This window comes from Novosphingobium sp. NBM11 (genome assembly GCF_015390225.1).
In the GTDB taxonomy this organism is placed as follows: Bacteria; Pseudomonadota; Alphaproteobacteria; order Sphingomonadales; family Sphingomonadaceae; genus Novosphingobium.
Window position 1 is genome coordinate 3,685,359 of the sequence record NZ_VUOG01000001.1, and the last position, 21,612, is coordinate 3,706,970.

Below are 21,612 nucleotides of genomic sequence, written 5' to 3' on the forward strand. Positions count from 1 at the left end.
TACTGCCGCCGAGGCTTGCCCCACCGCCGAACGCGCTTCCGCGATGCTGGCGACCGACGCCGCCTGCGTGGCGCGCGCCACCTGCACTTGCGCGTCGGACTGGGCAAGGCGCGTCTGGTAGTCGGTCGGATCGATCTGCACGAGCAGCGTTCCCGCCGCGACCGACTGGTTATCCTTGAAGTTCACCGCCCGGACATAGCCGGACAGCTTGGAGCTCACCGTTACCCCGTCCGCTTTCACGTAGGCATCATCGGTTTCCTGGATGAAGCGGCCGTAGAGGCGATAGTCCGTGTAGGCATAGATTCCATAAGCTGCACCCAGGATCAGCGCGATCAGGCCGATGCGGCGAATGCGCTTGCTGCGTTGACCGTTACCGCTTGGCGCAGCGCCGCTCGGATCGACACCATTCTCGCCGGGCGTCTCGGGAGCAACCGGGCTGGAATCGCTTTCGCTGGGAGCGGTCATCGTGAGTCCTGACAACAAGGTGTAATGGAACGAAACGGTTTTGTTTCGTGAGCGCAATTGGATTGGAACGCGTCGATTTTCAAGTGCAAGTTCTGCAAGTCGATTGCAAAAAACCGTACGTTCAAACGGTAAAGTGTATTTATTTCATATTTTTATGCGCTTGCAACAAGCGTTCGAGCGCGCGCGGGACGGGCGCGCGAGGCATCGCGCTCCTTCGTGACTTATTTTATCCGGGTAATATTGACGGGAAAAATTTACCCGGATAAAAACGCGCAGGCACAGAAGGAATCCACTATGTCCGACATCACGATTTGCACCGCATTTTGCGGCGCGGGGAAACTGTTCTCCGGCCCGCTGGGCGAAGTCGCCTTGCACGTGAAGCGGGCTCTGGAAGGAGGCGCTGCCGATGCCATCCAGGTTTTCGACGACAGCAGCGGACGGATTGTCGATCTGGACCTGCGCGGCAGCGACGAGGAGATCGTGCACGTCTTTCTCAACCTGCGCCGGTGTATCGCGGGCGTTACCGTGCCCCAACGCTTTGTCCGACGCGCTTCCGGCAGGGGAAGGGCAGGCGGGGGAACCGCGTGGACGGGGCCGGCCCCGGCTGGGCGTGGTGGCGCGCGAGGTAACCCTGCTACCCAGGCAATGGGAATGGCTGGCTGCCCAGCCCGGAGGCGCTTCGCCCACCCTGCGCCGTCTGATCGACAGCGAGCGGAAGAAACCCGATACCCGCCAGCAACGGCGCCGCGCGCAGGGCGGCCTATCACTTCATGCTGGCGATGGCCGGCGACCTGCCCGGTTACGAGGATGCGACACGGGCGCTGTTTGCGGGAGACCTGGGGCATTGGAGCGGCATATCGCGGAATGGCCAGAGGACGTCAGGATGCATGTTCTGCTGTTGGTGCGCGCTGATGGCGGTGCGGAAGGATGACGGATACGTTCCACCCCTCATTTCGATGTGTCGCCGGCGGCCGGCATGCTGTTCGTCCGGCGCGGGATTGCGGGTAGCGTCGTCATGCTGAACCTGCTGCGGTTTCGCGCCGTTGCGGACTACGCGGCGCATCCGGAACTTGCGCCGGCATCGCCGATCGGCGGAAGCGAGGCATTCGGGCCGGTACATCGCGCATACCCTTCCGCACCTGCGCGCGAGCGGTGGGGATATCATGTTCCTGGGGCAGGGGCGGCCCGTTCCTGATCGGGCCGGAGTCTGAACGATGGGACATGGCGATGCTGGTGCGCCAGAGCAGCGTTGCCGCGTTCCTCGCCTTTGCCGAAAACGAGACTTACCTCGCTGGCATCGGTCATCGCGTGGCGGCGCTCGAGGATGCCAGGCTGTTGCCGCTGGAGGAAATGTCGCTTCCGGGGCACGCCCGTGGCGGGGGCGCTATCGTAAGGGCGACAGCGACGGAGCATCTGTCTCTGCCGTGCCACAGGAATGTGATCGACAGGTTCCGATCAGGCGAGCCATTGATCGACGCAATCAATCAAAGTGGCCGGAATTGATCATTGGAAATTGCGAAGGGGAGTCGCTAGCTCACCCTCGTATCCAGTTACCAACGACGAATCAGAAGGAAATCGTCTGTCATGTCTCTGATCGGAACCACGCTTAAGCCGTTCAAAGCCGAGGCTTATCGCCAGGGCAAGTTCGAAACCGTTACCGACGCCGACGTGAAGGGCAAGTGGGGCGTGTTCTTCTTCTATCCGGCGGACTTCACGTTCGTCTGCCCGACCGAGCTGGAAGACCTTGCCGACAAGTATGCCGAGCTTCAGGTCTGGGCGTCGAAGTGTACTCGGTTTCGACCGACACGCATTTTTCGCACAAGGCCTGGGCCGACACCTCGCCGGCGATCGGCAAGATCCAGTACTACATGCTGGGCGATCAGAACCATGACCTGTCGAACAACTTCGACATCCTGCGCGTGGGCGTTGGCCTGCCGATCGCGGCACTTTCGTCGTCGATCCGGATGGCGTGATCCAGCTCGTCGAAATCACGCCCGAGGGCGTGGGCCGCAATGCGAGCGAACTGGTGCGCAAGATCAAGGCTGCCAAGTACTGGCGTGAAAACCCCGGCCAGGTCTGCCCGGCCAAGTGGGAAGAAGGCGCCGAAACGCTGGCTCCTTCGATCGACCTCGTCGGCAAGATCTGATGGGTTGGGCCGGGCGGGTTTCCCGTCCGGCCACCCTCTTCATCGAGACCTTTCTACCGGAGATCGGCGTGCCCTGCATGATCCGCCCGTCCTGAGCTTTCCCGAGAATTGCCGTTCCAAGGCAGTTCTTCGGCAAGCTCAGGGCTACGGGAACCCAGCGTTTCCCCCGAGCGCCTCCCGCCGTTCATTTCCGCCTCCCGGCATCCGCGCGATCCCGGGCGAAGCATCCACCTGTCTGAAGAGAACCGCCATGCCTATTCTCGATGCCGCTACCACTGGCCAGTTGAAAGCCTATCTCGGCAACCTGCGCCGCCCGATCGAGTTGGTCGCCAGCCTGGATGACAGTGCCAAGTCGGCCGAAACGCGCAGCCTCGTCGAGGAAATCGCCGCGCAGTCCGACAAGGTGACCGCCCGCTTCGACGGCACGGATGCGCGCAAGCCCTCGTTCGCGATCCGCGCCGACGAAGGCAGGGCGGAAGCGGTCTTCGCCGGCCTGCCTATGGGGCACGAGTTCACCTCGCTGATCCTGGCGCTGCTGCACGTGGGCGGCCATCCGCCCAAGGAAGATGCCGAACTGCTCGATCAGGTGCGCGCGCTGGAAGGGCCGCTGCACTTCGAGACGTTCTTCTCGCTGACCTGCCAGAACTGCCCCGATGTGGTGCAGGCGCTGAACATCATGGCCGCGCTCAACCCGAACGTGACGCACGTCGCGATCGACGGCGCCGTGTTCCAGGACGAGGTCGAACGCCGCAAGATCATGGCCGTGCCGACGGTGTTCCTCAACGGCGAACCGTTCGGATCGGGGCGGATGGACCTGGCGCAGATCGTGGCGAAGCTGGATACCGGTTTGGCGGCGCGGGCAGCGGAAAAGATCGCCGCCAAGGAGCCGTTCGACGTGCTGGTCGTCGGCGGCGGACCCGCCGGCGCGGCCCGCGGCGATCTATGCCGCGCGCAAGGGCATCCGCACGGGTGTCGTCGCCGAACGCTTCGGCGGGCAGGTGCTCGATACCATGGCGATCGAGAACTTCATCTCGGTGCCGCACACCGAAGGGCCGAAGCTGGCCGCGCATCTCGAACAACACGTCAAGGAATACGACGTGGACGTGATGAACGTGCAAAAGGCGGTGAAGCTGGTGCCCCCGCTCAATGGCGGGCTGGCCGAGGTGCAGCTTGAAAGCGGCGCCAGCCTGAAGGCGAAGACGGTGATCCTTTCGACCGGCGCGCGCTGGCGCCAGATGGGCGTGCCCGGCGAAGACGAATACCGCAACAAGGGCGTCGCCTATTGCCCCCACTGCGATGGCCCGCTGTTCAAGGGCAAGCGCACGGCGGTGATCGGCGGCGGCAATTCGGGCGTCGAGGCGGCGATCGACCTGGCGGGCATCGTTGCCCACGTCACGCTGATCGAGTTCGACAGCCAGTTGCGCGCCGACGCGGTGCTTCAGGCCAAGCTGAACAGCCTGCCCAACGTGACCGTGATCACCTCGGCCCTGACCACCGAAGTGCTGGGCAATGGCGACAAGGTGACCGGTCTCAAGTATCGCGATCGCAAGTCCGAGGAAGTTCACGAAATCGTGCTGGAAGGCATCTTCGTGCAGATAGGCCTTGTCCCCAACACCGAATGGCTCGACCATTCGGTGGCGCTGACCAACCGCGGCGAGATCGAGATCGACGCGCGTGGCGAGACCAGCGCAGCGGGCGTGTTCGCGGCGGGCGACGCGACGACAGTGCCTTACAAGCAGATCGTTATCGCCATGGGCGAAGGTTCGAAGGCGGCGCTTTCCGCGTTCGATTACCTGATCCGGCATTGATGGAAGCCGTCGTTATGGTGCATGCAAACCGTCGTCCCAGCGAACGCTGGGGCGACGGGCGGCTGGGTTCCACCTAACGACGGTTTTCCTGCAAAGGCCTGAGGTCCCAGCGTTCGCTGGAGCGACGTGTGAGGGAAGGGGCTGGGCAAGCAAGGCACCCACCTTTCTACAGCAAATCGCCCCATCGGCCTTGCCGACTCAGGTCCGCCCGGCCACAGCCACGGCGTGAGCGCATCCATCATCATCGGCGCCGACCGGTCCGGCGCCCCTGTCCGGATCGATGTCGAGGAACTGCTGGCGACCCGCCTGCTCGTGCAGGGCAATTCCGGGTCCGGCAAGTCGCACCTGCTGCGCCGGATGCTGGAGGAAAGCGCCGCGCTGGTCCAGCAGGTGGTGATCGATCCGGAAGGCGATTTCGTCACGCTGGCTGAGCCGTTCGGGCATGTCGTGGTCGATGGATCGGCTTACGATCAGGCGGAGATCGCCAAGCTCGCCGCACGCATCCGCAAGCATCGCGCCTCGGTGATCCTGGCGCTCGACGGGCTGGAACTGGAAGCGCAGATGCGGTGTGCGGCGGTGTTCCTCAACACGCTGTTCGATGCGCCGCGCGACGAATGGTATCCCGCGCTGGTGGTGGTGGACGAGGCGCAGATGTTCGCCCCCGCGGCCGCGGGCGACGTGACCGACGAAGTGCGCCGCCTGTCGCTGGCGGCGATGACCAACCTGATGTGCCGGGGCCGCAAGCGCGGCCTGGCCGGGGTGATCGCCACGCAACGGCTGGCCAAGCTGGCCAAGAACGTGGCGGCCGAGGCTTCCAACTTCCTGATGGGGCGCACCTTTCTCGACATCGACATGGCGCGCGCGGCCGACCTGCTCGGCATGGAGCGGCGCCAGGCCGAACAGATCCGCGATCTGGAGCGGGGGCATTTCCTGGGGCTTGGCCCCGCCATCTGCCGCCGCCCGGTGGGCGTCCGCATCGGCGAGGTGCAGACCCGCGCGCGCAACGTGGTGCAGGGGCTGATGCCGCTGCCTTCGGCTTCCGGGCAGGACATGGAATCGCTGCTGCTGGCCGAACCGCTGGCGATGGAAGCCCTGCCGCGCGCGCCCGAACCGGAGGCCGAGCCGGTCGAAAGCGGCGAACTGCTCGAACGGATCGAGGGCTATGTGCCGGCCGCGGATCAGGTCGATCCGCCCGCCGAACCCAGCCTGTTCGCACAGGAGGAAACCGCCGCCGACGTGGCCGCGATCCTGGCCGAGATGGCGCTGGAGCCGGACTGCACGTTTCAGCCCGCGGCGCAGCTTTTCCAGGATTTCACCGTGCGCTGCCGGATGCAGCGGCTGGGCGACACGGGCATCGATCTGGCGGCGTTCCGGCGGCGTTTCGCGATGGCAGTGGCCGGCATTGCCGACGATAGCGAGCCGCGCTGGCAGGACGTGTTGCGCATCGGGCGCGACGTGCCCGACGACCTGCTCGCCCCGTTCTTGGTGCTGGCGCGCGCGGCGGCGGAGGGCACACCATGCCCCGATGACGACAAGCTGGCCGAAGTCTATGGCACCCGTTCGCCGGGGCGCATCCGCCGTCTGCTCGAACATCTCGAACGCAGCGGCCTGATCGTGGTTCGTACCGATTACGGTGGGCGTCGTTCCATCGGCATTCCGGAACTGGGCTTGACTACCGCGCCGATGGCAGCCTGACCCTTCGCTATCGCACGGTAGATGGGACGACGCTGTTTTCGGCATTCGCAAATGCATCCGGATCGTGCTGAAATGATGCGGATTTCGTCCTGTGGACCTGTGTGCGGCGCAAAAGGCTTTGCGTAAAACACTTCGTGACCCTAATGAAACGGCGGTTTTGTTCCGTATCGTTCGTTAAGGATGGCGCGGCTGGAAAGGTATCGGATCGTTGGCTTCGGAAGTGACCATGGCGTCGGGAACAGCGGCGGGGCTGCTGGTTGACGGGATGGACGCCATTCTGGGCGTCCATATCGGAACCGCCAATTCTCTGTTCATCTCGCGGCTGGAACGGCAGCTGGATGTCCTGAAGGTTACGCCCAAGCAGGTTGCCATCCTGTGGCTGACAAACGCCAATCCCGGGGTGAAGCAATCGGACCTTTCGCGCTTTTTCCAGATCGAACGGCCCACGGTTCACCAGTTTGTGCGGCAATTGACCAAGAACGGCTACGTGGTGAACGAGCCATCGAAGTTGGATCGTCGTGCCGGCGGGCTGTGGATCACCGAGGATGGTGAGCGGGTGTTGGAACAAGCGCGCGAGATCATTGCCGCGCACGAACGGGAACTGACTGCCTGCCTTTCGGACGACGAACGCGCGGAACTGTTCCGTCTGATCATCAAAGTCTGCGCGTCGGCGCCCGCCAAGGACTGAGGGCGGACTGCCCGCTTGCGAAAATCGCTGAATAGGGTTTAGGCAACGCAGCCAAGCCGTTGTATCCGTTCATGCGCGGGTCAGCCCCGCCGGGGCAGTTTGGCCACGAAGCATTTTAGCCACAAGGCATTTTTGGGGAGTGCGTTGATGAAGTTTGTTGCCGTGATGGCCGGTCTGGCCGCCGTTGGTATCGCCGCGTCGGCTGCATCGGCTGCTCCTTCCGGGCCTGCTGGTGACGCGGGGCGCGGTCGTACCGTGTTCGCCCGTTGCGCTGCCTGCCACGATCTCAATACCGGCGCCACGCGCCTGGGACCGTCGCTGAAAGGCATCGTCGGCCGCAAGTCCGCCGCAATGGCGAATTTTAACTATTCGGCGCAGATGAAGGCCAAGAACGTGACGTGGAACAAGACCACGCTCGATGCCTTCCTCACCTCGCCCACCCGTTACGTGCCGGGCACGCGCATGGCCTTTGCCGGCCTCCCCAATCCGCAGGATCGCGCGGACCTGATTGCCTATCTGCAACAGGCCGCGCGCTGATCCATCGAGGAATGCCTGAGCGGCCCGGTGCGTCAGCGCCGGGCCGCTTGCGTTTGTACCCGGTTTGGCTGGTTTGGGCGCGTGTCCCGACAGCGAACGATCGGACGCGGATAGTGCCAGCCGGATTTCAAGCGGCTAAGGCGGGCGCGTGACTGAAGACACCTGGCGATTCTGGGTCGATCGCGGCGGCACCTTCACCGATGTCGTGGCGATAGCGCCCGATGGTGCGTTGCACCGCGCAAAACTCCTGTCCGAAGATACCGGCCGCTATGACGATGCGGCCGTCGAGGCGATGCGTCGGTTGACTGGCGCGCGCGCGGGAACGGCACTGCCGCCAGCCGAACTGCGGCTGGGCACGACCGTGGCCACCAACGCCCTGCTCGAACGCAAGGGGGAGCCGACGCTGCTGGCGATCACGCGCGGGTTTGGCGATGCCCTGCGCATCGGCACGCAGGAACGGCCCGACATCTTCGCGCGAAAGATCGATCTTCCGGTGCCCTTGTTCGCGCAAGCCGTGGAAATCGCCGAGCGGATCATGGCCGATGGCACGGTGCTGGTCGCGCTGGACGAAGATCGTGCCCGCGCCGCGCTGCAATCCGCGTTCGATCGCGGGCTGCGTTCCATCGCGATCGTGTTGATGCATAGCTGGAAGTATCCGGCGCACGAGGGGGCGCTCGCCCGCATCGCGGCGGAGGTGGGGTTCGGGCAGATTTCGGTCAGCCATCGCGTGGCCCCGCTGATCAAGCTGATCGCGCGGGGCGATACGACGGTGGTCGATGCCTATCTCTCGCCTGTCCTGCGCCGCTATGTCGCTGGCCTCGAAGCGGGGCTGGGGCCGGCAGTCGCGGCGCTTTACATGCAATCGAGTGGCGGGCTGGCTGCCGGCGAAGCGTTCCACGGCAAGGACGCGGTGCTTTCCGGCCCGGCCGGGGGCATCGTCGGCATGGCGGCCACGGCGAAAGCGGCGGGTTTCGCGCAAGTCGTGGGCTTCGACATGGGCGGCACCTCGACCGACGTTTCCTACTACGCCGGCAGCTACGAGCGCGAGGTCGAGGCGCGGGTGGCGGGATCGCGCATCCGCGCCCCGATGATGCGCATTCATACCGTGGCGGCGGGAGGCGGTTCGATCTGCCGGTTCGACGGCACGCGATTCCTGGTCGGTCCGGAATCGGCCGGCGCGGTTCCGGGGCCGGCGTGTTACCGGCGCGGCGGCCCGCTCGCGGTCACCGACTGCAACCTGTTGCTGGGCAAGTTGCAGCCCGATCATTTCCCGCATGTGTTCGGGCCGGATGGCAACGAACCGCTCGATCGCGACGCGGTGGAACGCCGCTTCGCCGAACTGACCGCGCACGTCCACGCGGCTACCGGGCGCGCGGTTTCGCCCGAGGAGGCGGCCGAAGGGTTCCTGCGCATTGCCGTTGCCAATATGGCCAACGCGATCAAGGCGATTTCCGTGCGGCGGGGCCATGACGTCACGCGTGCCACGCTGGCCTGCTTTGGCGGCGCGGGCGGGCAGCATGCCTGCCTGGTGGCGGATGCGCTGGGGATCGATACCGTGCAGTGCCATCCGCTGGCGAGCGTGCTTTCCGCCTATGGCATGGGCCTGGCCGACCGGCGCGCGGTGCGCGAGGCCACGCTGGGGTGCCTGCTGGATGCGGAGGGTGCGGCCGCCATCGCCCACACGGTCGATCTGCTGGGGGACGCGGCGGAGGCGGAACTGGTCGCCGGCAATGGCGGGCGGGCCACCTTGCGCCGCGAGGTGACGCTGCATCTGCGGCCGCAGGGGACCGAGAACACGATCGAGGTGGCCCATGCCCCGCTTGAGGCGATGCAAACCGCCTTCGCGGCGGACTGGCAGCACCGCTTCGGCTTTGCGCCCGAAGGCGGGATCATGGCGGAAGCGGTGCGGGTCGAGGCGGTGGCCGCCTCGGACCATGCCGACCTCCCGGTGGCCGTCCTGCCCGAACGCTCGGAGCCGCCAGCCGGCACCGTTTCGATGTTCACCGCCGGCGAACGCCATGCCACGCCGCTCTACCGGCGCGAGGATCTGGCCGTCGGTTTCGCGGCAGACGGGCCGGCGCTGATCGTCGATCCGGTATCGACCACGGTGGTCGAGCCGGGCTGGCGCGTCGAAGTCGATGCCATCGGCAATCTTATCCTGCGCCGGGCACAACCGCGCGCGGTGGACCGTGCGGCGGATACCGCGCTCGATCCGGTGCGGCTGGAGATCATGACCGGGCTGTTCATGGCCGTAGCCGAGGAAATGGGCGCGGCGCTCCAGCACAGCGCTTCGTCCGTCAACATTCGCGAGCGGCTCGATTTCTCCTGCGCGCTGTTCGACCGGGACGGCAGCCTGATCGCCAACGCGCCGCACATGCCGGTGCATCTGGGATCGATGGGCGAAAGCGTGCGCACCGTGCTGGCCCGGCGCGGGCAGGGGCGGGACGGGCGCGGGCTGCGCCCCGGCGATGCCTATGTCCTCAACGCGCCGTATGATGGCGGCACCCATCTGCCCGACGTGACGGTGGTGATGCCGGTGTTTGCCGAAGAGAGCGATGCGGCGCCGGCCTGGTTCGTTGCCGCGCGCGGCCATCACGCGGACATCGGCGGGATCGCGCCCGGATCGATGCCACCGGGCAGCCGCACGCTGGACGAGGAGGGCGTGCTGCTCGACAACGTGCTTCTGGTGGACGAGGGGCAGTTGCGCGAGGCGGATCTGCGCGCGCGCCTATCGTCCGGGCGCTGGCCTTCGCGCAACGTGGACCAGAACATCGCGGACCTGAAGGCGCAGGTCGCGTCCTGCGCGCGGGGAGCCTCGGAGCTGCGGCGAATCGCCGCGGAGCAGGGCAGGGCGGTGGTCGATGCCTATATGGGCCACGTGCAGGATCACGCCGAGGCCGCCGTGCGCGCGCTGCTCGACCGGCTGGCCGACGGGCGCTTCACCTATGCGATGGACAACGGCGCGCAGGTCTCTGTCAGCGTGGCGATCGATCGCGCGGCCCGCCATGCCAAGATCGATTTCACCGGCTCCAGCCCGCAACTGGGCGACAATTTCAACGCGCCGCTGCCGGTCGTGCGCGCCGCCGTGCTCTATGTGGTGCGCACGCTGATCGACGATGCGGTGCCGATGAACGAAGGGTGCCTGCGTCCGCTGACCGTGGTGGTGCCCGCAGGATCGATGCTGCGCCCGCAAGCGCCCGCTGCGGTGGTGGCGGGGAATGTCGAGACCAGCCAGGTGGTGACCGACGCGCTGTTCGGCGCGCTGGGGGCGATGGCGGGCGCACAGGGGACGATGAACAACTTCACCTTCGGCAATGCGCGCCACCAGTATTACGAGACGATCGCCGGCGGATCGGGCGCCGGGCCGGATTTCGACGGAACGGCGGTGGTGCAGACGCACATGACCAACAGCCGCCTGACCGATCCCGAAGTGCTGGAAACCCGCTTCCCGGTGCTGCTGGAGGAGTTTTCCATCCGGCGCGGATCGGGCGGGGCCGGCCATCATCGCGGCGGCGATGGCGCGGTGCGGAGAGTGCGCTTTCTCGAAGCGATGGAGGCGGGCATTCTTTCCAACCGCCGGGTCGCGCCGCCATTCGGCCTGCATGGCGGCGCGGACGGACAACCCGGGTACAACCGGATCGAGCGGGCGGACGGGCGTGTCGAACACCTGCCCGCCACCGCGTCTGCCGCGATGGAACCGGGTGACGTGTTCGTGATCGAGACGCCGGGCGGTGGCGGTTACGGTCCGCCGGACGAAGTTGTCGTGGATTAGGCAAGGTTTTCTACCGCTGCGATTGACTTTCGTGTGCGAGACGGTTTTGTGTCTCCATGCTCTCGCAGAAGACGCGCTACACCATCAGGGCCTTGCAGCATCTTGCCGATACCTTCGGACAGGGGCCGGTGCGGCTGGATGCGATTGCCGATGCGCAGAACATCCCGCGCAAGTTCCTGACCGTGATTCTGTCGGAAATGGCGCGCGAGGGAATCGTCGTTTCGCAGCGCGGGCGCGAAGGGGGATACGAACTGGCCCTGCCGCCGGTGGACATCCGCTATGGCGACATCATCCGCCTGACGCGCGGCAGTCTTGCGCTGGTGCCCTGCGCCAGCCGCAACGCGCACGAAACCTGCACGAACTGCCTGCCGGAGGCGGAATGCCGGCTGCGCGGCCTGATGCTTCAGTTGCGCGATGAAATGGCGGCGATGCTGGACCGGATCACGCTGGCCGATCCGATTCCGGTGATCCCGCCGTTCGAGGACGCGTGATCTTCGCGTGCGCCGTCACATCCTGAAATCGATGCATGCACAACTTCACTTGGCGTTCATGGGGGCGCTGGCTATAGGGCTGCCATGACGTTTATCGCCCATGGCCGCACCCCGCTGCGGATTGCCGTTCTCGCCGCCGCCACCGCCGCCCTTGGGCTGACCGCCGGTTGCGCCGGCGGCGCGCGTTCCAAGAAGGACGTGGCCTATGTCGCGCGGGACGTCGATACGCTCTACATGGCGGCCAAGGAACGGCTGGATCAGGGCAACGCCAAGCAGGCGGCGGCGCTGTTCGACGAAGTGGAGCGCCAGCATCCCTATTCGCCCTGGGCGCGCCGCGCGCAGCTGATGAGCGCGTTCAGCTACTACGCCGCGCGCGATTACGCCAAGGCGACGCAATCGGCCCAGCGCTTCCTGTCGATTCACCCCGGCAACAAGGACGCGCCCTACGCCTATTACCTGATCGCGCTGTGCTATTACGAACAGATCAGCGACGTGACGCGCGATCAGAAGATCACCTTGCAGGCGCAGACCGCGCTCAACGAAGTGATGCGCCGTTTCCCGAATACCGATTATGCCACCGATGCGCGGCTGAAGATGGACCTGGTGAACGATCACCTTGCCGGCAAGGAAATGGAGATCGGCCGCTTCTACCAGCGCAGCGGCAAGTGGCTGGCGGGCACCCTGCGGTTCCGCGTGGTGGTCGACAAGTATCAGCAGACCAGCCACACGCCCGAAGCGCTCTATCGCCTGGTCGAAAGCTATCTGGCCCTCGGCGTGCCGGAAGAAGCGCAGAAGGCGGCGGCGGTGCTGGGCAACAACTATCCCGGCAGCGAATGGTATCAGAAGGCCTATCGCCTGATGAACAGCAAGGCCCCCGGCGCCAACGCGGCCTGATCGCGATCCGGAGCGGGTGAGCCCGCCCCGGAGCCTTGCTCAGTCCGGAACGTAGACCGGTTTGCGCTTTTCGAGGAAGGCGCGCATCCCTTCTGCGAAGTTCGGGCTGCTCGACGTGATGATCTGGTTGCGATTCTCGATCGCCATCGCCGCTTCGAGGCTGGGGGCATCGACCGCGAGGTTGAGCCCTTCCTTGGTCATGCGCAGGCCCTTCGGCGAAGCCATCAGCATTTCATCGACATAGCTCTGTGCCACATCGGCCAGCCGTTCGTCCGGCACCACTTCCGAAACCAGCCCGGTCGCCAGCGCGCGTGGCGCGTGGATGAAGCGGCCGGTCAGCATGAGTTCGGACGCCACGGAAACCCCGACGAGGCGCGGCAGGAAATAGCTGACGCCCATGTCGCACGAGGACAGACCCAGGCGGATGAAGGCGGCGTTCATGCGGGCGCTTTCGCCAGCGATGCGAATGTCGGACGCCAGCGCGAAGGCGAAGCCGCCGCCACAGGCCGCGCCCTGGACCAGCGCGATGATCGGCTGCGGACAGCGTCGCATCTTGACGTAGACATCCGCCAGATAGCCCTGGAAGCCGAAGCCGCCGCCAAAGGGAATAGCGGCGCGCTCGTCCTCGCTGCGCTCCTTGATGTCCAGCCCGGCGCAGAACGCCCGGCCAGCCCCGCGCATCACCACGATCCGCACGGAGCCATTGTTGTACAGCCCGCCGAAATAGGCGTTGAGTTCGCGCACCATCTCCAGCGAGATGGCGTTCATGGCCTCGGGCCGGTTCAGCGTGAGCCAGTCGACCGGCCCGCGGCTTTCGACAGTGATGGTGTTGTAGCGTTCCGCCATGAATTCGAATCCTCTCTGCCGCGAAGCGTAGAGGAAAGCGCGGGCATCATGGAAGAGGGGGGAGCGCGTCTTTAGAGCGCTCCCCCCTTCCTGGGGATGTGTCAGGCGAAGGCGGGAACCTGCTTCTGGTGCGCCTCGGTCAGTGCCGTCAGGAACTGGTCGGTGGCCCGGTCCCAGCTGTAGCTTGCGCCATGGACAGCGGCACCCAGCCGGTCGCAGCGCAGGGCGTCGGCGATGGCGTGGTCCAGATTGTCGCGCAGCGCGCCCACCCGCATGGGAAGGTCGCCGCCGGGGCCGTGGCCGTCGACTCCCACGATGTCGAGCGGACCCGGCACGGGGAAGGCCGCCACAGGCAGGCCGCAGGCCAGCGCTTCGATCATGACGAGGCCGAAGGTATCGGTACGGCTGGGGAACACGAAGACTTGCGCCGAGCAATAGGCCCGCGCCAGCTGCTCGCCCGCCAGCGCGCCCAGGAAGGTCGCTTCGGGGAAGGCTTCGCGCAGGCGGACGAGATCGGGGCCGTCGCCGACCACGACCTTGCTGCCCGGCACCGTGCTGGTGAGGAAGGCTTCCAGGTTCTTCTCGATTGCCACGCGCCCCACGTAGAGCATCACCGGGCCGGGAAGCGCGGCCATTTCGGGCAGCGGATCGTGCTGCGGATGGAACAGCGAACGGTCGATCCCGCGTGACCACAGGCGCGCCCGGCCGATGCCCTGCGCCGCCAGTTCGCCCGCCAGCGTGGGCGTGGACACCAGCACGGCGCGCGAATGGTTGTGGAACCGGCGCATCACCGGCCAGAAGTGCGAGGCGTCCAGCCCGGTGCGCACGGCCGCATAGTCCGGGAAGCGGGTGTGGAACGCGGTGGTGAAGGGCGTGCCAGTGCTCTTGCACCAGCCCCGCGCGCTCCAGCCGATCGGGCCTTCGGTGGCGATGTGGACAACATCGGGCGCGAAGTCCTTCAACGTGCGCCGTGTGCCGAAGCGCGGGGCCATCGCCAGCCGGATCTCGCTGTAGCCGGGCAGGGGCAGCGTGCGGAACTGGCTGGGCGTTATAAGCTCGACCTCGTGCCCGCGCGCATTCAGGCGATCCACCGTGGTGGACAAGGTGCGGACGACGCCGTTGACCTGCGGGTGCCAGGCATCGGTGCAGATCGCGATTCTCATGCCGGTTCCTCCTCGCGCGCGGTGGACGGGGCGGAGTGCTTGCCGTGCTTCATCTCCGCCTCGCGCGTTTCCGCCGCCCAGTCGACGATGGAGATCGCGCCCTGGTGGTCTTCCACCAGCGCGGTGCAGCTTTCGACCCAGTCGCCATCGTTGTAGTAGGTCACATCGCCGATCTGGCGGATCTCGGCGCAGTGGATGTGGCCGCAGACCACACCGTCCACGCCCTGTTCGCGCGCCGCGTGCGCCACGGCTTCCTCGAAGTCGCAAACGAACTGGACCGCGTTCTTCACGCGTTTCTTGAGGTAGGCCGAAAGCGACCAGTAGGGCAGCTTGAACTGGCGGCGCAGCAGGTTGAACCAGCGGTTCGCGCGTAGCAGAAACTCGTAGGCCTTGTCGCCCAGGAACGCGAGCCAGCGGGCATAGAGCACCACGCCGTCAAAGCCGTCGCCATGGGTAACGAGCAGGCGACGCCCGTCGGCGGTGGTGTGGATCGCCTCCAGCGCCAGTTCCACGCCGCCGAAGCTCATACCGGCGTAAGGGCGCAGCATCTCGTCATGGTTGCCCGCGATCAGCACCACGCGCGTGCCGCGGTGCGCCATCTTGAGCACGCGGCGGATCACCTCGTTGTGGGCATCCGGCCAGTACCAACCCTTTTTCAGCCGCCAGCCATCGACAATGTCGCCGACCAGGTAGAGCGTTTCGCATTCGATGGAGGCCAGGAAATCCAGCAGCATCGCCGCGTTGCAGCCGCGCGTGCCCAGGTGGATGTCGGAAATCCATACCGTCCGGACCTTGCGCTTGGGCCGGAAGCCGCGTGGTTCGGGCAGGTCGAGCCACGCCGGAACGGAAGTGGCTAGTTCGGTGACCGTCTGGAACGTGGACCGGAACGCTGGCTTGGCTTGGCGTTGCTTGGGCATGGCCGTGCCTCCTTTGCGGTTGTTTTCAGCGAATCCCTTGCCCCAATCAGGTTGCGGGTGTGTGGCGCGGTGTCACAGGGCTGAAACAAGCCGTGAACGGATGGTGACGGCGCGTTTCCGAACGGCTAAGAACACTCGCCCATGCTGACCGGACTATCCATCCGCAACATCGTGCTGATCGAGGCACTGGACCTTGCGTTTCCAGGCGGACTCGGTGTGCTCACCGGCGAGACCGGCGCGGGCAAGTCGATCCTGCTCGATGCGCTGGGGCTTGTGCTGGGCGATCGGGCCGATGCCGGCCTTGTGCGCGCGGGCGAGGATCAGGCAAGCGTGACCGCCACGTTCGAGTTCGATCGCCTGCCCGATCCGATCCGCCATGCGCTGGCCGAAGCGGACGTGGAGATCGAACCGGGCGAACCGCTGATCGTGCGCCGGCGGCTGCGCGCGGCGAGCGGCGATGCCGGGACCGGAACTGGCGGGGGCAGCAAGGCCTTTATCAACGACCAGCCGGTGGGCGTGGCGCTGCTGCGCGAAATCGCGCCGGCGCTGGTCGAACTGCATGGGCAGCATGACGACCGGGGGTTGGTGAACGCGCGCGGGCACCGCATGTTGCTCGATCGCTATGCCCGCGCCGATACCGGCGCCGTGGCAGCCGCCTGGGACAAGTGGCGCGCTGCCGAAACCGCGCTAGCGACCGCCAGGGCGCGGGTGCAAGCGGCGATGGCGGAGCAGGATCTGTTGCTCGCCCATCTTGCGGAACTAACCACGCTGGCGCCGGTGATCGGCGAGGAGGAAGACCTCGCGCTGCAGCGTGCGGCGATGCAGAAGGGCGAGCGGCTGTCCGGCGATCTCGCCGAATTACAGCATTTGTGGGCCGGGTCCGATTCCGCGCTGGCTTCGTTGCGCGCGGCGGCGCGGCGGCTCGATCGCATCGCGGCGGAGCATCCGCTGCTGGCCGAAGCGCTCGAGGCGCTGGACCGCGCGGTGATCGAGGCGAGCGAGGCGGAGGACAAGCTCTCGGCGGCGGCGGAAGCGCTGGCGCATGATCCGCAGGCGCTCGACCGGATCGAGACGCGGCTGTTCGACCTGCGCGGCGCGGCGCGCAAGCATGGCTGCACGCCCGATGAACTGCCCCACCGGATGCACGAGATGCGTCTGGCGCTCGATGCCATCGAAGGCGGCGAAGCGCAGATCGGCGCGTTGCAGCGCGCGGAGCAGGAGGCGGGGCTGGACTATCGCGCCAAGGCCGAAGCGTTGTCCGTCACCCGCGCCGATGCCGCGCGCCGGCTGGACAAGGCGGTGGCCGCCGAACTGGTGCCGCTGAAGCTGGACGCCGCCCGGTTCCATACCGCCGTTCTCCGCTTGCCCGAAGACCGCTGGGGGCCGGGGGGTATCGACGCGGTGGAATTCCTGATCGCGACCAACCCCGGCGCGGATTTCGCGCCGCTGGGCAAGATCGCCAGCGGCGGCGAGCTTTCGCGCTTTATCCTGGCGCTCAAGGTGGCGCTGGCGGAGGAAGGCGGCGCGGCGACGGTGATCTTCGACGAGATCGACCGGGGCGTGGGCGGCGCGGTTGCCAGCGCGATCGGCGAACGTCTGGCACGGCTGGCGCACAATAACGGCCGGGGCGGCGGACAGCTTCTGGCGGTCACGCACAGCCCGCAGGTCGCCGCGCGCGGCAACGCGCATTACCTGATCGCCAAGTCCAGCCAGGGCGTCGTGACGCGGACGTCCGTGGTGCTGCTGGACGCCGCCGGCCGGCAGGAGGAAATCGCGCGGATGCTGTCCGGCACGGAGATCACCGCCGAAGCGCGGGCGCAGGCCGACCGGTTGCTGGAGCAGGCGTGATGTTCGTCAGCCGGCGCACGATGATCGGCGGTGCCGCCGCCGCCATGTTGCTGGCTGGCCGGGCGTGGGGAATGGAAGCGCATACCATGGAAGAAATCGACGAATCGCAGGTCTATGGCCTGATCGGGCAGATGAAGGCCGCGCCCGGCCGCCGTGACGAACTGATCGGCTATCTGATCGAGGGAAGCGCGGCCATGCCGGGCAATCTCGGCTATCGGGTGTGGAAGGACCGCGCGGATGCGGACGCGATCTGGATAACCGAAGTGTGGAAGGACGAGGCTTCGCACAAGGCGAGCCTGCAACTGCCGCAAGTGCAGGAAGCCATCCGCAAGGCGCGGCCGATCATCGCCGGTTTCGGCGCGCGTGCCGAGGTTTCGCCCGTTGCCGGAACGGTGCCGGAATGACGGGGCATCCGCTAGACCGGCCGGTGTGGAACTCGCTGCGCGGCCGCCTCTCCCCGCTTGCCTCCGGGGACGACGCCGTGGTCCGGATCGATCCGCGATATGGTCCGTTCGCGGCCTGCGCTCCGGGGCGAAACGATACGCTTGCCGGGGTGCTGGGGGGCGCTGGAGACGAAATCTGGCTTGTCGAAGCCGAGCCGGTCGAACCCCCGGCGGGGACCGTTGTCGTGCGCACCGCGCCGCTGCTCCAGATGGTGGCGGATGGCCCCCTGCCTCAGGCGGGGAACGATGACGGGATCGCGGTACTGGCAGAGGACGATGCTGCCGACATGGCGGCCATCGCCACTGCCACCGCGCCGGGGCCATGGGGCACGCTGACGCACCGCTATGGCACCTTTTACGGAATCCGGCGGGAAGGGCGGCTGATCGCCCTGGCCGGCGAACGCTTCAAGCCCGCCGCAGGCTTCGCCGAGTTGAGCGGGGTCTGCACGTATCCCGAATTTCGCGGGCAGGGGCTGGCGCGCCGGCTGATCTTGCGCGTGATGGCAGGTTTTGCCGCGCGGGGGGAAACGCCGTTCCTGCACACTTATGCGGCCAATGCAGGGGCGATCGCGCTCTATGAAACGCTTGGCTATCGGGCGCGGCGTGAATTGGTGGTGACGGTGCTGGGGAAGGCCGCATGAGCGTGGAAGGCATGAGCGAGGCCGATGTCGCCAACGAACTGATGCGGCTGGCGCGCGCCATCAATCGCGCCAACAAGTTGTATCACGCGGAGGACGCGCCCGAGATTCCCGACGCGGAATACGATGCACTGGTGCGCCGCAATGCCGAACTGGAAGCGGCGTTCCCGCACCTGGTCCGCGCCGACAGCCCGACCAACGCTGTCGGGCACGAGGTCAGCGCCTCGCCCCTGTCCAAGGTGGCGCACGAGGTTCGCATGATGAGCCTCGACAACGCGTTCTCCGACGAGGAAGTCGGGGAATTCGTCGCGCGTGTGCGGCGCTTCCTCGCGCTGCCGGATGACGCGGAAGTCGTGATGACCGCCGAGGACAAGATCGACGGGCTATCGTGTTCGCTGCGCTACGAGAACGGGCATCTCGTCCGCGCCGCCACGCGCGGCGACGGGCAGGTGGGCGAGGACGTGACCGCCAACGTCGCGCATATCCGCGACATTCCGCAGGACCTGAAGGGCGATGGCCTGTTCGACATCCCCGCCGTGTTCGAGATCCGGGGCGAGGTCTATATGGCCAAGGCCGATTTTCTCGCGCTCAATGCCGCACAGGCGCAGAAGGACGAGAAGATCTTTGCCAATCCGCGCAACGCTGCCGCCGGCTCGCTGCGCCAGAAGGACGCCAGCGTCACCGCCAGCCGGCCCCTGCGTTTCCTGGCCCACGGCTGGGGCGCGGCGAGCGCGGTGCCCGAACCGACCCAGTTCGCGATGATGAAGCGGATCGAGCGCTGGGGCGTGCCGGTTTCGCCGCTACTGGTCCGTTGCGGCAGCACGGCCGAGATGCTGGCGCATTACCGTGCGATCCAGCAGGCCCGCGCGGACTTGCCCTATGACATCGACGGCGTGGTCTACAAGGTCGATCGGCTGGACTGGCAGCAGCGGCTGGGCTTCGTGGCCAAGGCCCCGCGCTGGGGCATGGCGCACAAGTTCCCGGCCGAACGCGCCGAGACCACGCTGGAGGCGATCGACATCCAGGTGGGCCGCACCGGCAAGCTGACCCCGGTGGGGCGGCTGAAGCCCGTGCTGGTCGGCGGCGTCACCGTCACCAACGTCACCCTGCATAACCGCGACGAGATCGGCCGGCTGGGCGTGCGCGTGGGCGATCGCGTGGTGCTGCAGCGCGCAGGCGACGTGATTCCGCAAGTGGTCGAGAACCTGACGCGCGACGAACCGCGCGATCCCTATCACTTTCCCGATCACTGCCCCGAATGCGGTTCGGAAGCGGTTGCCGAGGAAGGCGAGGTCGATGTCCGCTGCACCGGGGGGCTGATCTGCCCGGCGCAGCGCACCGAACGGCTCCGGCACTTCGTCAGCCGCGCCGCGCTGGATATTGAGGGCTTGGGCGAGAAGACGATCGCGGAGTTCTTCGCGCTCGGCTGGCTGGAAAGCCCGGCCGATATCTATCGCCTGCGCCAGCGGCGTGACGAGATCGTGGGGCGCGAGGGGTGGAAGGACAAGTCTGTCGATAACCTGTTGATGGCGATCGAGGCCAAGCGCCAGCCCGACGCCGCGCGCCTGCTGTTCGGCCTGGGCATCCGCCACGTGGGCGCGGTGACCGCGCGCGACCTGCTGAAGCGGTTCGTGACGCTGCCGAAGCTGCGCGCGGTGGTGGAGCGGGCACATTCGCCCTTCGCGCCGGCGCAGATGGAGGCGCAGCCGGACGCGGAGGCGCCCGACGCCCTTTCGCCAGACGTGCTCGAAGCGAGGGCCGAGTTGCTGTCGATCGATGGCGTGGGGCCGGTGGTGGTCGAGGCGCTGGGCGATTTCTTGCACGAACCGCACAACGTGGCGGTGTGGGACGATCTCCTGTCCGAAGTCTCGCCACCGGACTATGTGGTGGAAACGAAGGACAGCGCCGTCGCCGGCAAGACCGTGGTCTTCACCGGTAAGCTCGAAACGATGAGCCGCGACGAGGCCAAGGCGCAGGCCGAGGCGCTGGGCGCACGGGCGGCGGGGTCTGTGTCCGCCAAGACCGACCTGATCGTCGCGGGGCCGGGTGCGGGCAGCAAGCTGAAGAAGGCGGCCGAACTCGGCATAGAAGTCATCGACGAGGCGGCCTGGGCCGACATCGTCCGGAACGCGGGATAAGGATCATGGCCTGGCATACCTGGTGGCTCTATGCGGTCACCGTTTTCTTCGTGTCGGCCACGCCGGGGCCGAACATGCTGCACGTCATGGCGCGCAGCGTCGAACTGGGGCTGGCGCGGTCGTTCGCGGCGATGGCGGGGTGCTTCATCGCGGTGTTCGGCCTGCTGACGGCGTCGGCATTGGGGTTGAGCGCGTTGCTGCTGGCGATTCCCGGCCTGTTCACCGGGCTGCGCTATGCCGGCGCGGCCTATCTCGTGTACCTCGGCTACCGGTCGTGGACGGCCGATGATGCCGCCATCGATATCGGCGAGGGCGAGGTCGATCGCGGCCTCTCGACCTGGCGCGTGTTCCGCACCGCTTTCGTCATCGGGATCAGCAACCCCAAAGCGCTGCTGTTTGCGGCGGCCTTCCTGCCGCAGTTCATCGATGCCACGCAGCCCAAGTTGCCGCAGTTCGGCGTGATGGTGCTGACGTTCTCGGTGATCGAGATTTCGTGGTACTTCGTCTATGCGCTGGGCGGCCGGGGCATTGCCGGGTTCCTGACGCGGCCGGGGCTGAAGAAGGCGTTCAACCGCCTGACGGGCAGCATCTTCGTGGCCTTCGGGCTGGCGCTGGTGGGATCGCGCGCGTGACGATCGAGGAACTTGCCGCGATCGGCGCCGAAGCGGGGGCGCTGCTGAAGGCGCGGGGCGAGACACTGGCCGTGGTCGATGGCGCGACGGGCGGCTTGATGTCGGCCGGGCTGCTCGCCATGCCGGGCGCCTCGGCGTTCTTCCTGGGCAGCGGCGTGATCTATACCCTGAAAGGCCGGCGGATCGTGCTGGGGCACGAGCCCGGATCGCTGCGCGGGCTGACCTCGGCCACGGAAAGCTACGCGCTGGCGCAGGCGGACCTGATCCGCAAGCGCTATGGCGGGGACTGGGGGCTGGCTGAGACCGGCGCGGCGGGGCCGGGCACGCACCCGCTGGGCGTGCCGTCGGGCACCAGCGCCGTGGCCGTGGTCGGGCCGGGCGTTTCGGCGTCCGCCATGGTTTCGACCGGCAGCGAGGAGCGGCTGGCCAACATGACTGCTTTCGCCCGCGCGGGACTGATGCTGCTGCGCGATACGCTGGCGGCGCGCTGA

General features: G+C 66.8%; 17 protein-coding genes and 5 pseudogenes. 18 read left to right on the forward strand and 4 right to left on the reverse strand.

The genetic code is table 11. The features are described 5' to 3' along the window. Nucleotides 1-141 precede the first annotated feature (141 nt). Nucleotides 142-465 (reverse strand): annotated as a pseudogene (locus F1640_RS25425) (biotin/lipoyl-binding protein); the annotation flags it as partial. A 294-nt stretch (nt 466-759) separates the two neighbouring features. On the opposite strand from F1640_RS25425, the pseudogene F1640_RS26070 reads away from it, so the two are divergent. The 12 genes and pseudogenes from F1640_RS26070 to F1640_RS17855 all read left to right on the forward strand — a co-directional run. Then, nucleotides 760-930, forward strand: a pseudogene (locus F1640_RS26070) (DUF2239 family protein); the annotation flags it as partial. Next, nucleotides 872-1,306, forward strand: a pseudogene (locus F1640_RS26075) (DUF2239 family protein); the annotation flags it as partial. The pseudogenes F1640_RS26070 and F1640_RS26075, both read left to right, overlap by 59 nt. Beyond that, nucleotides 1,245-1,487, forward strand: a complete 243-nt coding sequence (locus F1640_RS25430; protein WP_255530606.1) for a DUF2239 family protein — start codon at nt 1,245-1,247, stop codon at nt 1,485-1,487. The pseudogene F1640_RS26075 and the gene F1640_RS25430, both read left to right, overlap by 62 nt. Before the next feature lie 199 nt (nt 1,488-1,686). Further along, nucleotides 1,687-1,968 (forward strand): hypothetical protein, encoded by a 282-nt coding sequence (locus F1640_RS24885; RefSeq protein ID WP_206694710.1) that lies wholly within the window; start codon nt 1,687-1,689, stop codon nt 1,966-1,968. A gap of 81 nt (nt 1,969-2,049) precedes the next feature. After that, a pseudogene (gene ahpC, locus F1640_RS17820) lies at nt 2,050-2,611 on the forward strand (alkyl hydroperoxide reductase subunit C). 250 nt (nt 2,612-2,861) lie between these two features. Further along, a pseudogene (ahpF, locus tag F1640_RS17825) lies at nt 2,862-4,419 on the forward strand (alkyl hydroperoxide reductase subunit F). A 225-nt stretch (nt 4,420-4,644) separates the two neighbouring features. After that, nucleotides 4,645-6,114, forward strand: a complete 1,470-nt coding sequence (locus F1640_RS17830) for an ATP-binding protein (RefSeq protein WP_194920466.1) — start codon at nt 4,645-4,647, stop codon at nt 6,112-6,114. A 226-nt stretch (nt 6,115-6,340) separates the two neighbouring features. Continuing rightward, entirely contained in the window at nt 6,341-6,802 is a 462-nt protein-coding gene (locus tag F1640_RS17835; RefSeq protein ID WP_194920467.1) for a MarR family winged helix-turn-helix transcriptional regulator, read from the forward strand. Nucleotides 6,803-6,949: 147 nt separating this feature from the next. Beyond that, nucleotides 6,950-7,339 (forward strand): cytochrome c family protein, encoded by a 390-nt coding sequence (locus F1640_RS17840; RefSeq protein ID WP_194920469.1) that lies wholly within the window; start codon nt 6,950-6,952, stop codon nt 7,337-7,339. A gap of 148 nt (nt 7,340-7,487) precedes the next feature. After that, entirely contained in the window at nt 7,488-11,111 is a 3,624-nt protein-coding gene (locus tag F1640_RS17845) for a hydantoinase B/oxoprolinase family protein (protein WP_194920471.1), read from the forward strand. 56 nt (nt 11,112-11,167) lie between these two features. Continuing rightward, complete coding sequence (locus tag F1640_RS17850) at nt 11,168-11,602, forward strand: Rrf2 family transcriptional regulator (protein WP_124809758.1); 435 nt, start codon at nt 11,168-11,170, stop codon at nt 11,600-11,602. Nucleotides 11,603-11,686: 84 nt separating this feature from the next. Then, nucleotides 11,687-12,496 carry an outer membrane protein assembly factor BamD gene (locus F1640_RS17855; protein WP_124809759.1) on the forward strand — a complete coding sequence of 270 codons (810 nt, stop codon included), beginning with the start codon at nt 11,687-11,689 and terminating at the stop codon, nt 12,494-12,496. A gap of 39 nt (nt 12,497-12,535) precedes the next feature. Here the strand turns inward: F1640_RS17855 and F1640_RS17860 are convergent, their stop codons facing one another. From F1640_RS17860 to F1640_RS17870, 3 genes are all read right to left on the reverse strand, one after another. Continuing rightward, nucleotides 12,536-13,342 (reverse strand): enoyl-CoA hydratase/isomerase family protein, encoded by an 807-nt coding sequence (locus F1640_RS17860; protein ID WP_194920473.1) that lies wholly within the window; start codon nt 13,340-13,342, stop codon nt 12,536-12,538. Between the two features lie 101 nt (nt 13,343-13,443). Continuing rightward, a complete protein-coding gene (locus tag F1640_RS17865) occupies nt 13,444-14,505 on the reverse strand; it encodes a glycosyltransferase family 1 protein (protein ID WP_194920476.1) in 1,062 nt (353 codons plus the stop codon). Then, nucleotides 14,502-15,422: a UDP-2,3-diacylglucosamine diphosphatase gene (locus F1640_RS17870; protein WP_255530404.1), complete on the reverse strand. Its 921-nt coding sequence runs from the start codon at nt 15,420-15,422 to the stop codon at nt 14,502-14,504. Before F1640_RS17870 ends, F1640_RS17865 begins: the two co-directional genes overlap by 4 nt. Before the next feature lie 141 nt (nt 15,423-15,563). Here F1640_RS17870 and recN point away from each other — a divergent pair, with 141 nt between their 5' ends. From recN to F1640_RS17900, 6 genes are read left to right on the forward strand one after another with little or no spacing between them, the layout of a single operon-like run. After that, on the forward strand, nt 15,564-17,270 hold the full coding sequence (gene recN, locus F1640_RS17875) for a DNA repair protein RecN (RefSeq protein WP_194920478.1): 1,707 nt from the start codon (nt 15,564-15,566) through the stop codon (nt 17,268-17,270). Continuing rightward, nucleotides 17,270-17,674, forward strand: coding sequence for a putative quinol monooxygenase (locus tag F1640_RS17880; protein WP_194920480.1), 405 nt, complete (start codon nt 17,270-17,272; stop codon nt 17,672-17,674). Before recN ends, F1640_RS17880 begins: the two co-directional genes overlap by 1 nt. Further along, nucleotides 17,671-18,354 carry a GNAT family N-acetyltransferase gene (locus F1640_RS17885; RefSeq protein ID WP_194920482.1) on the forward strand — a complete coding sequence of 228 codons (684 nt, stop codon included), beginning with the start codon at nt 17,671-17,673 and terminating at the stop codon, nt 18,352-18,354. Before F1640_RS17880 ends, F1640_RS17885 begins: the two co-directional genes overlap by 4 nt. Further along, complete coding sequence (ligA, locus tag F1640_RS17890; protein WP_194920484.1) at nt 18,351-20,489, forward strand: NAD-dependent DNA ligase LigA; 2,139 nt, start codon at nt 18,351-18,353, stop codon at nt 20,487-20,489. Before F1640_RS17885 ends, ligA begins: the two co-directional genes overlap by 4 nt. A 5-nt stretch (nt 20,490-20,494) precedes the next feature. Then, a complete protein-coding gene (locus F1640_RS17895; protein ID WP_194920486.1) occupies nt 20,495-21,121 on the forward strand; it encodes a LysE family translocator in 627 nt (208 codons plus the stop codon). Beyond that, on the forward strand, nt 21,118-21,612 hold the full coding sequence (locus F1640_RS17900) for a CinA family protein (RefSeq protein WP_194920488.1): 495 nt from the start codon (nt 21,118-21,120) through the stop codon (nt 21,610-21,612). The genes F1640_RS17895 and F1640_RS17900 overlap by 4 nt, the downstream gene beginning before the upstream one ends.

What these genes read in the sequence shown, in the direction of transcription:
- F1640_RS17860 (WP_194920473.1), bottom strand. Translation starts at nt 13,342, where the DNA reads ATGGCGGAACGCTACAACACCATCACTGTCGAAAGCCGCGGGCCGGTC.
- F1640_RS17885 (WP_194920482.1), top strand. Translation starts at nt 17,671, where the DNA reads ATGACGGGGCATCCGCTAGACCGGCCGGTGTGGAACTCGCTGCGCGGC.
- F1640_RS17855 (WP_124809759.1), top strand. Translation starts at nt 11,687, where the DNA reads ATGACGTTTATCGCCCATGGCCGCACCCCGCTGCGGATTGCCGTTCTC.
- F1640_RS17840 (WP_194920469.1), top strand. Translation starts at nt 6,950, where the DNA reads ATGAAGTTTGTTGCCGTGATGGCCGGTCTGGCCGCCGTTGGTATCGCC.
- F1640_RS17870 (WP_255530404.1), bottom strand. Translation starts at nt 15,422, where the DNA reads ATGCCCAAGCAACGCCAAGCCAAGCCAGCGTTCCGGTCCACGTTCCAG.
- F1640_RS17865 (WP_194920476.1), bottom strand. Translation starts at nt 14,505, where the DNA reads ATGAGAATCGCGATCTGCACCGATGCCTGGCACCCGCAGGTCAACGGC.
- F1640_RS17895 (WP_194920486.1), top strand. Translation starts at nt 20,495, where the DNA reads ATGGCCTGGCATACCTGGTGGCTCTATGCGGTCACCGTTTTCTTCGTG.
- F1640_RS17835 (WP_194920467.1), top strand. Translation starts at nt 6,341, where the DNA reads ATGGCGTCGGGAACAGCGGCGGGGCTGCTGGTTGACGGGATGGACGCC.
- F1640_RS25430 (WP_255530606.1), top strand. Translation starts at nt 1,245, where the DNA reads ATGGCCGGCGACCTGCCCGGTTACGAGGATGCGACACGGGCGCTGTTT.
- F1640_RS17880 (WP_194920480.1), top strand. Translation starts at nt 17,270, where the DNA reads ATGTTCGTCAGCCGGCGCACGATGATCGGCGGTGCCGCCGCCGCCATG.
- F1640_RS17850 (WP_124809758.1), top strand. Translation starts at nt 11,168, where the DNA reads ATGCTCTCGCAGAAGACGCGCTACACCATCAGGGCCTTGCAGCATCTT.
- ligA (WP_194920484.1), top strand. Translation starts at nt 18,351, where the DNA reads ATGAGCGTGGAAGGCATGAGCGAGGCCGATGTCGCCAACGAACTGATG.
- F1640_RS24885 (WP_206694710.1), top strand. Translation starts at nt 1,687, where the DNA reads ATGGCGATGCTGGTGCGCCAGAGCAGCGTTGCCGCGTTCCTCGCCTTT.
- recN (WP_194920478.1), top strand. Translation starts at nt 15,564, where the DNA reads ATGCTGACCGGACTATCCATCCGCAACATCGTGCTGATCGAGGCACTG.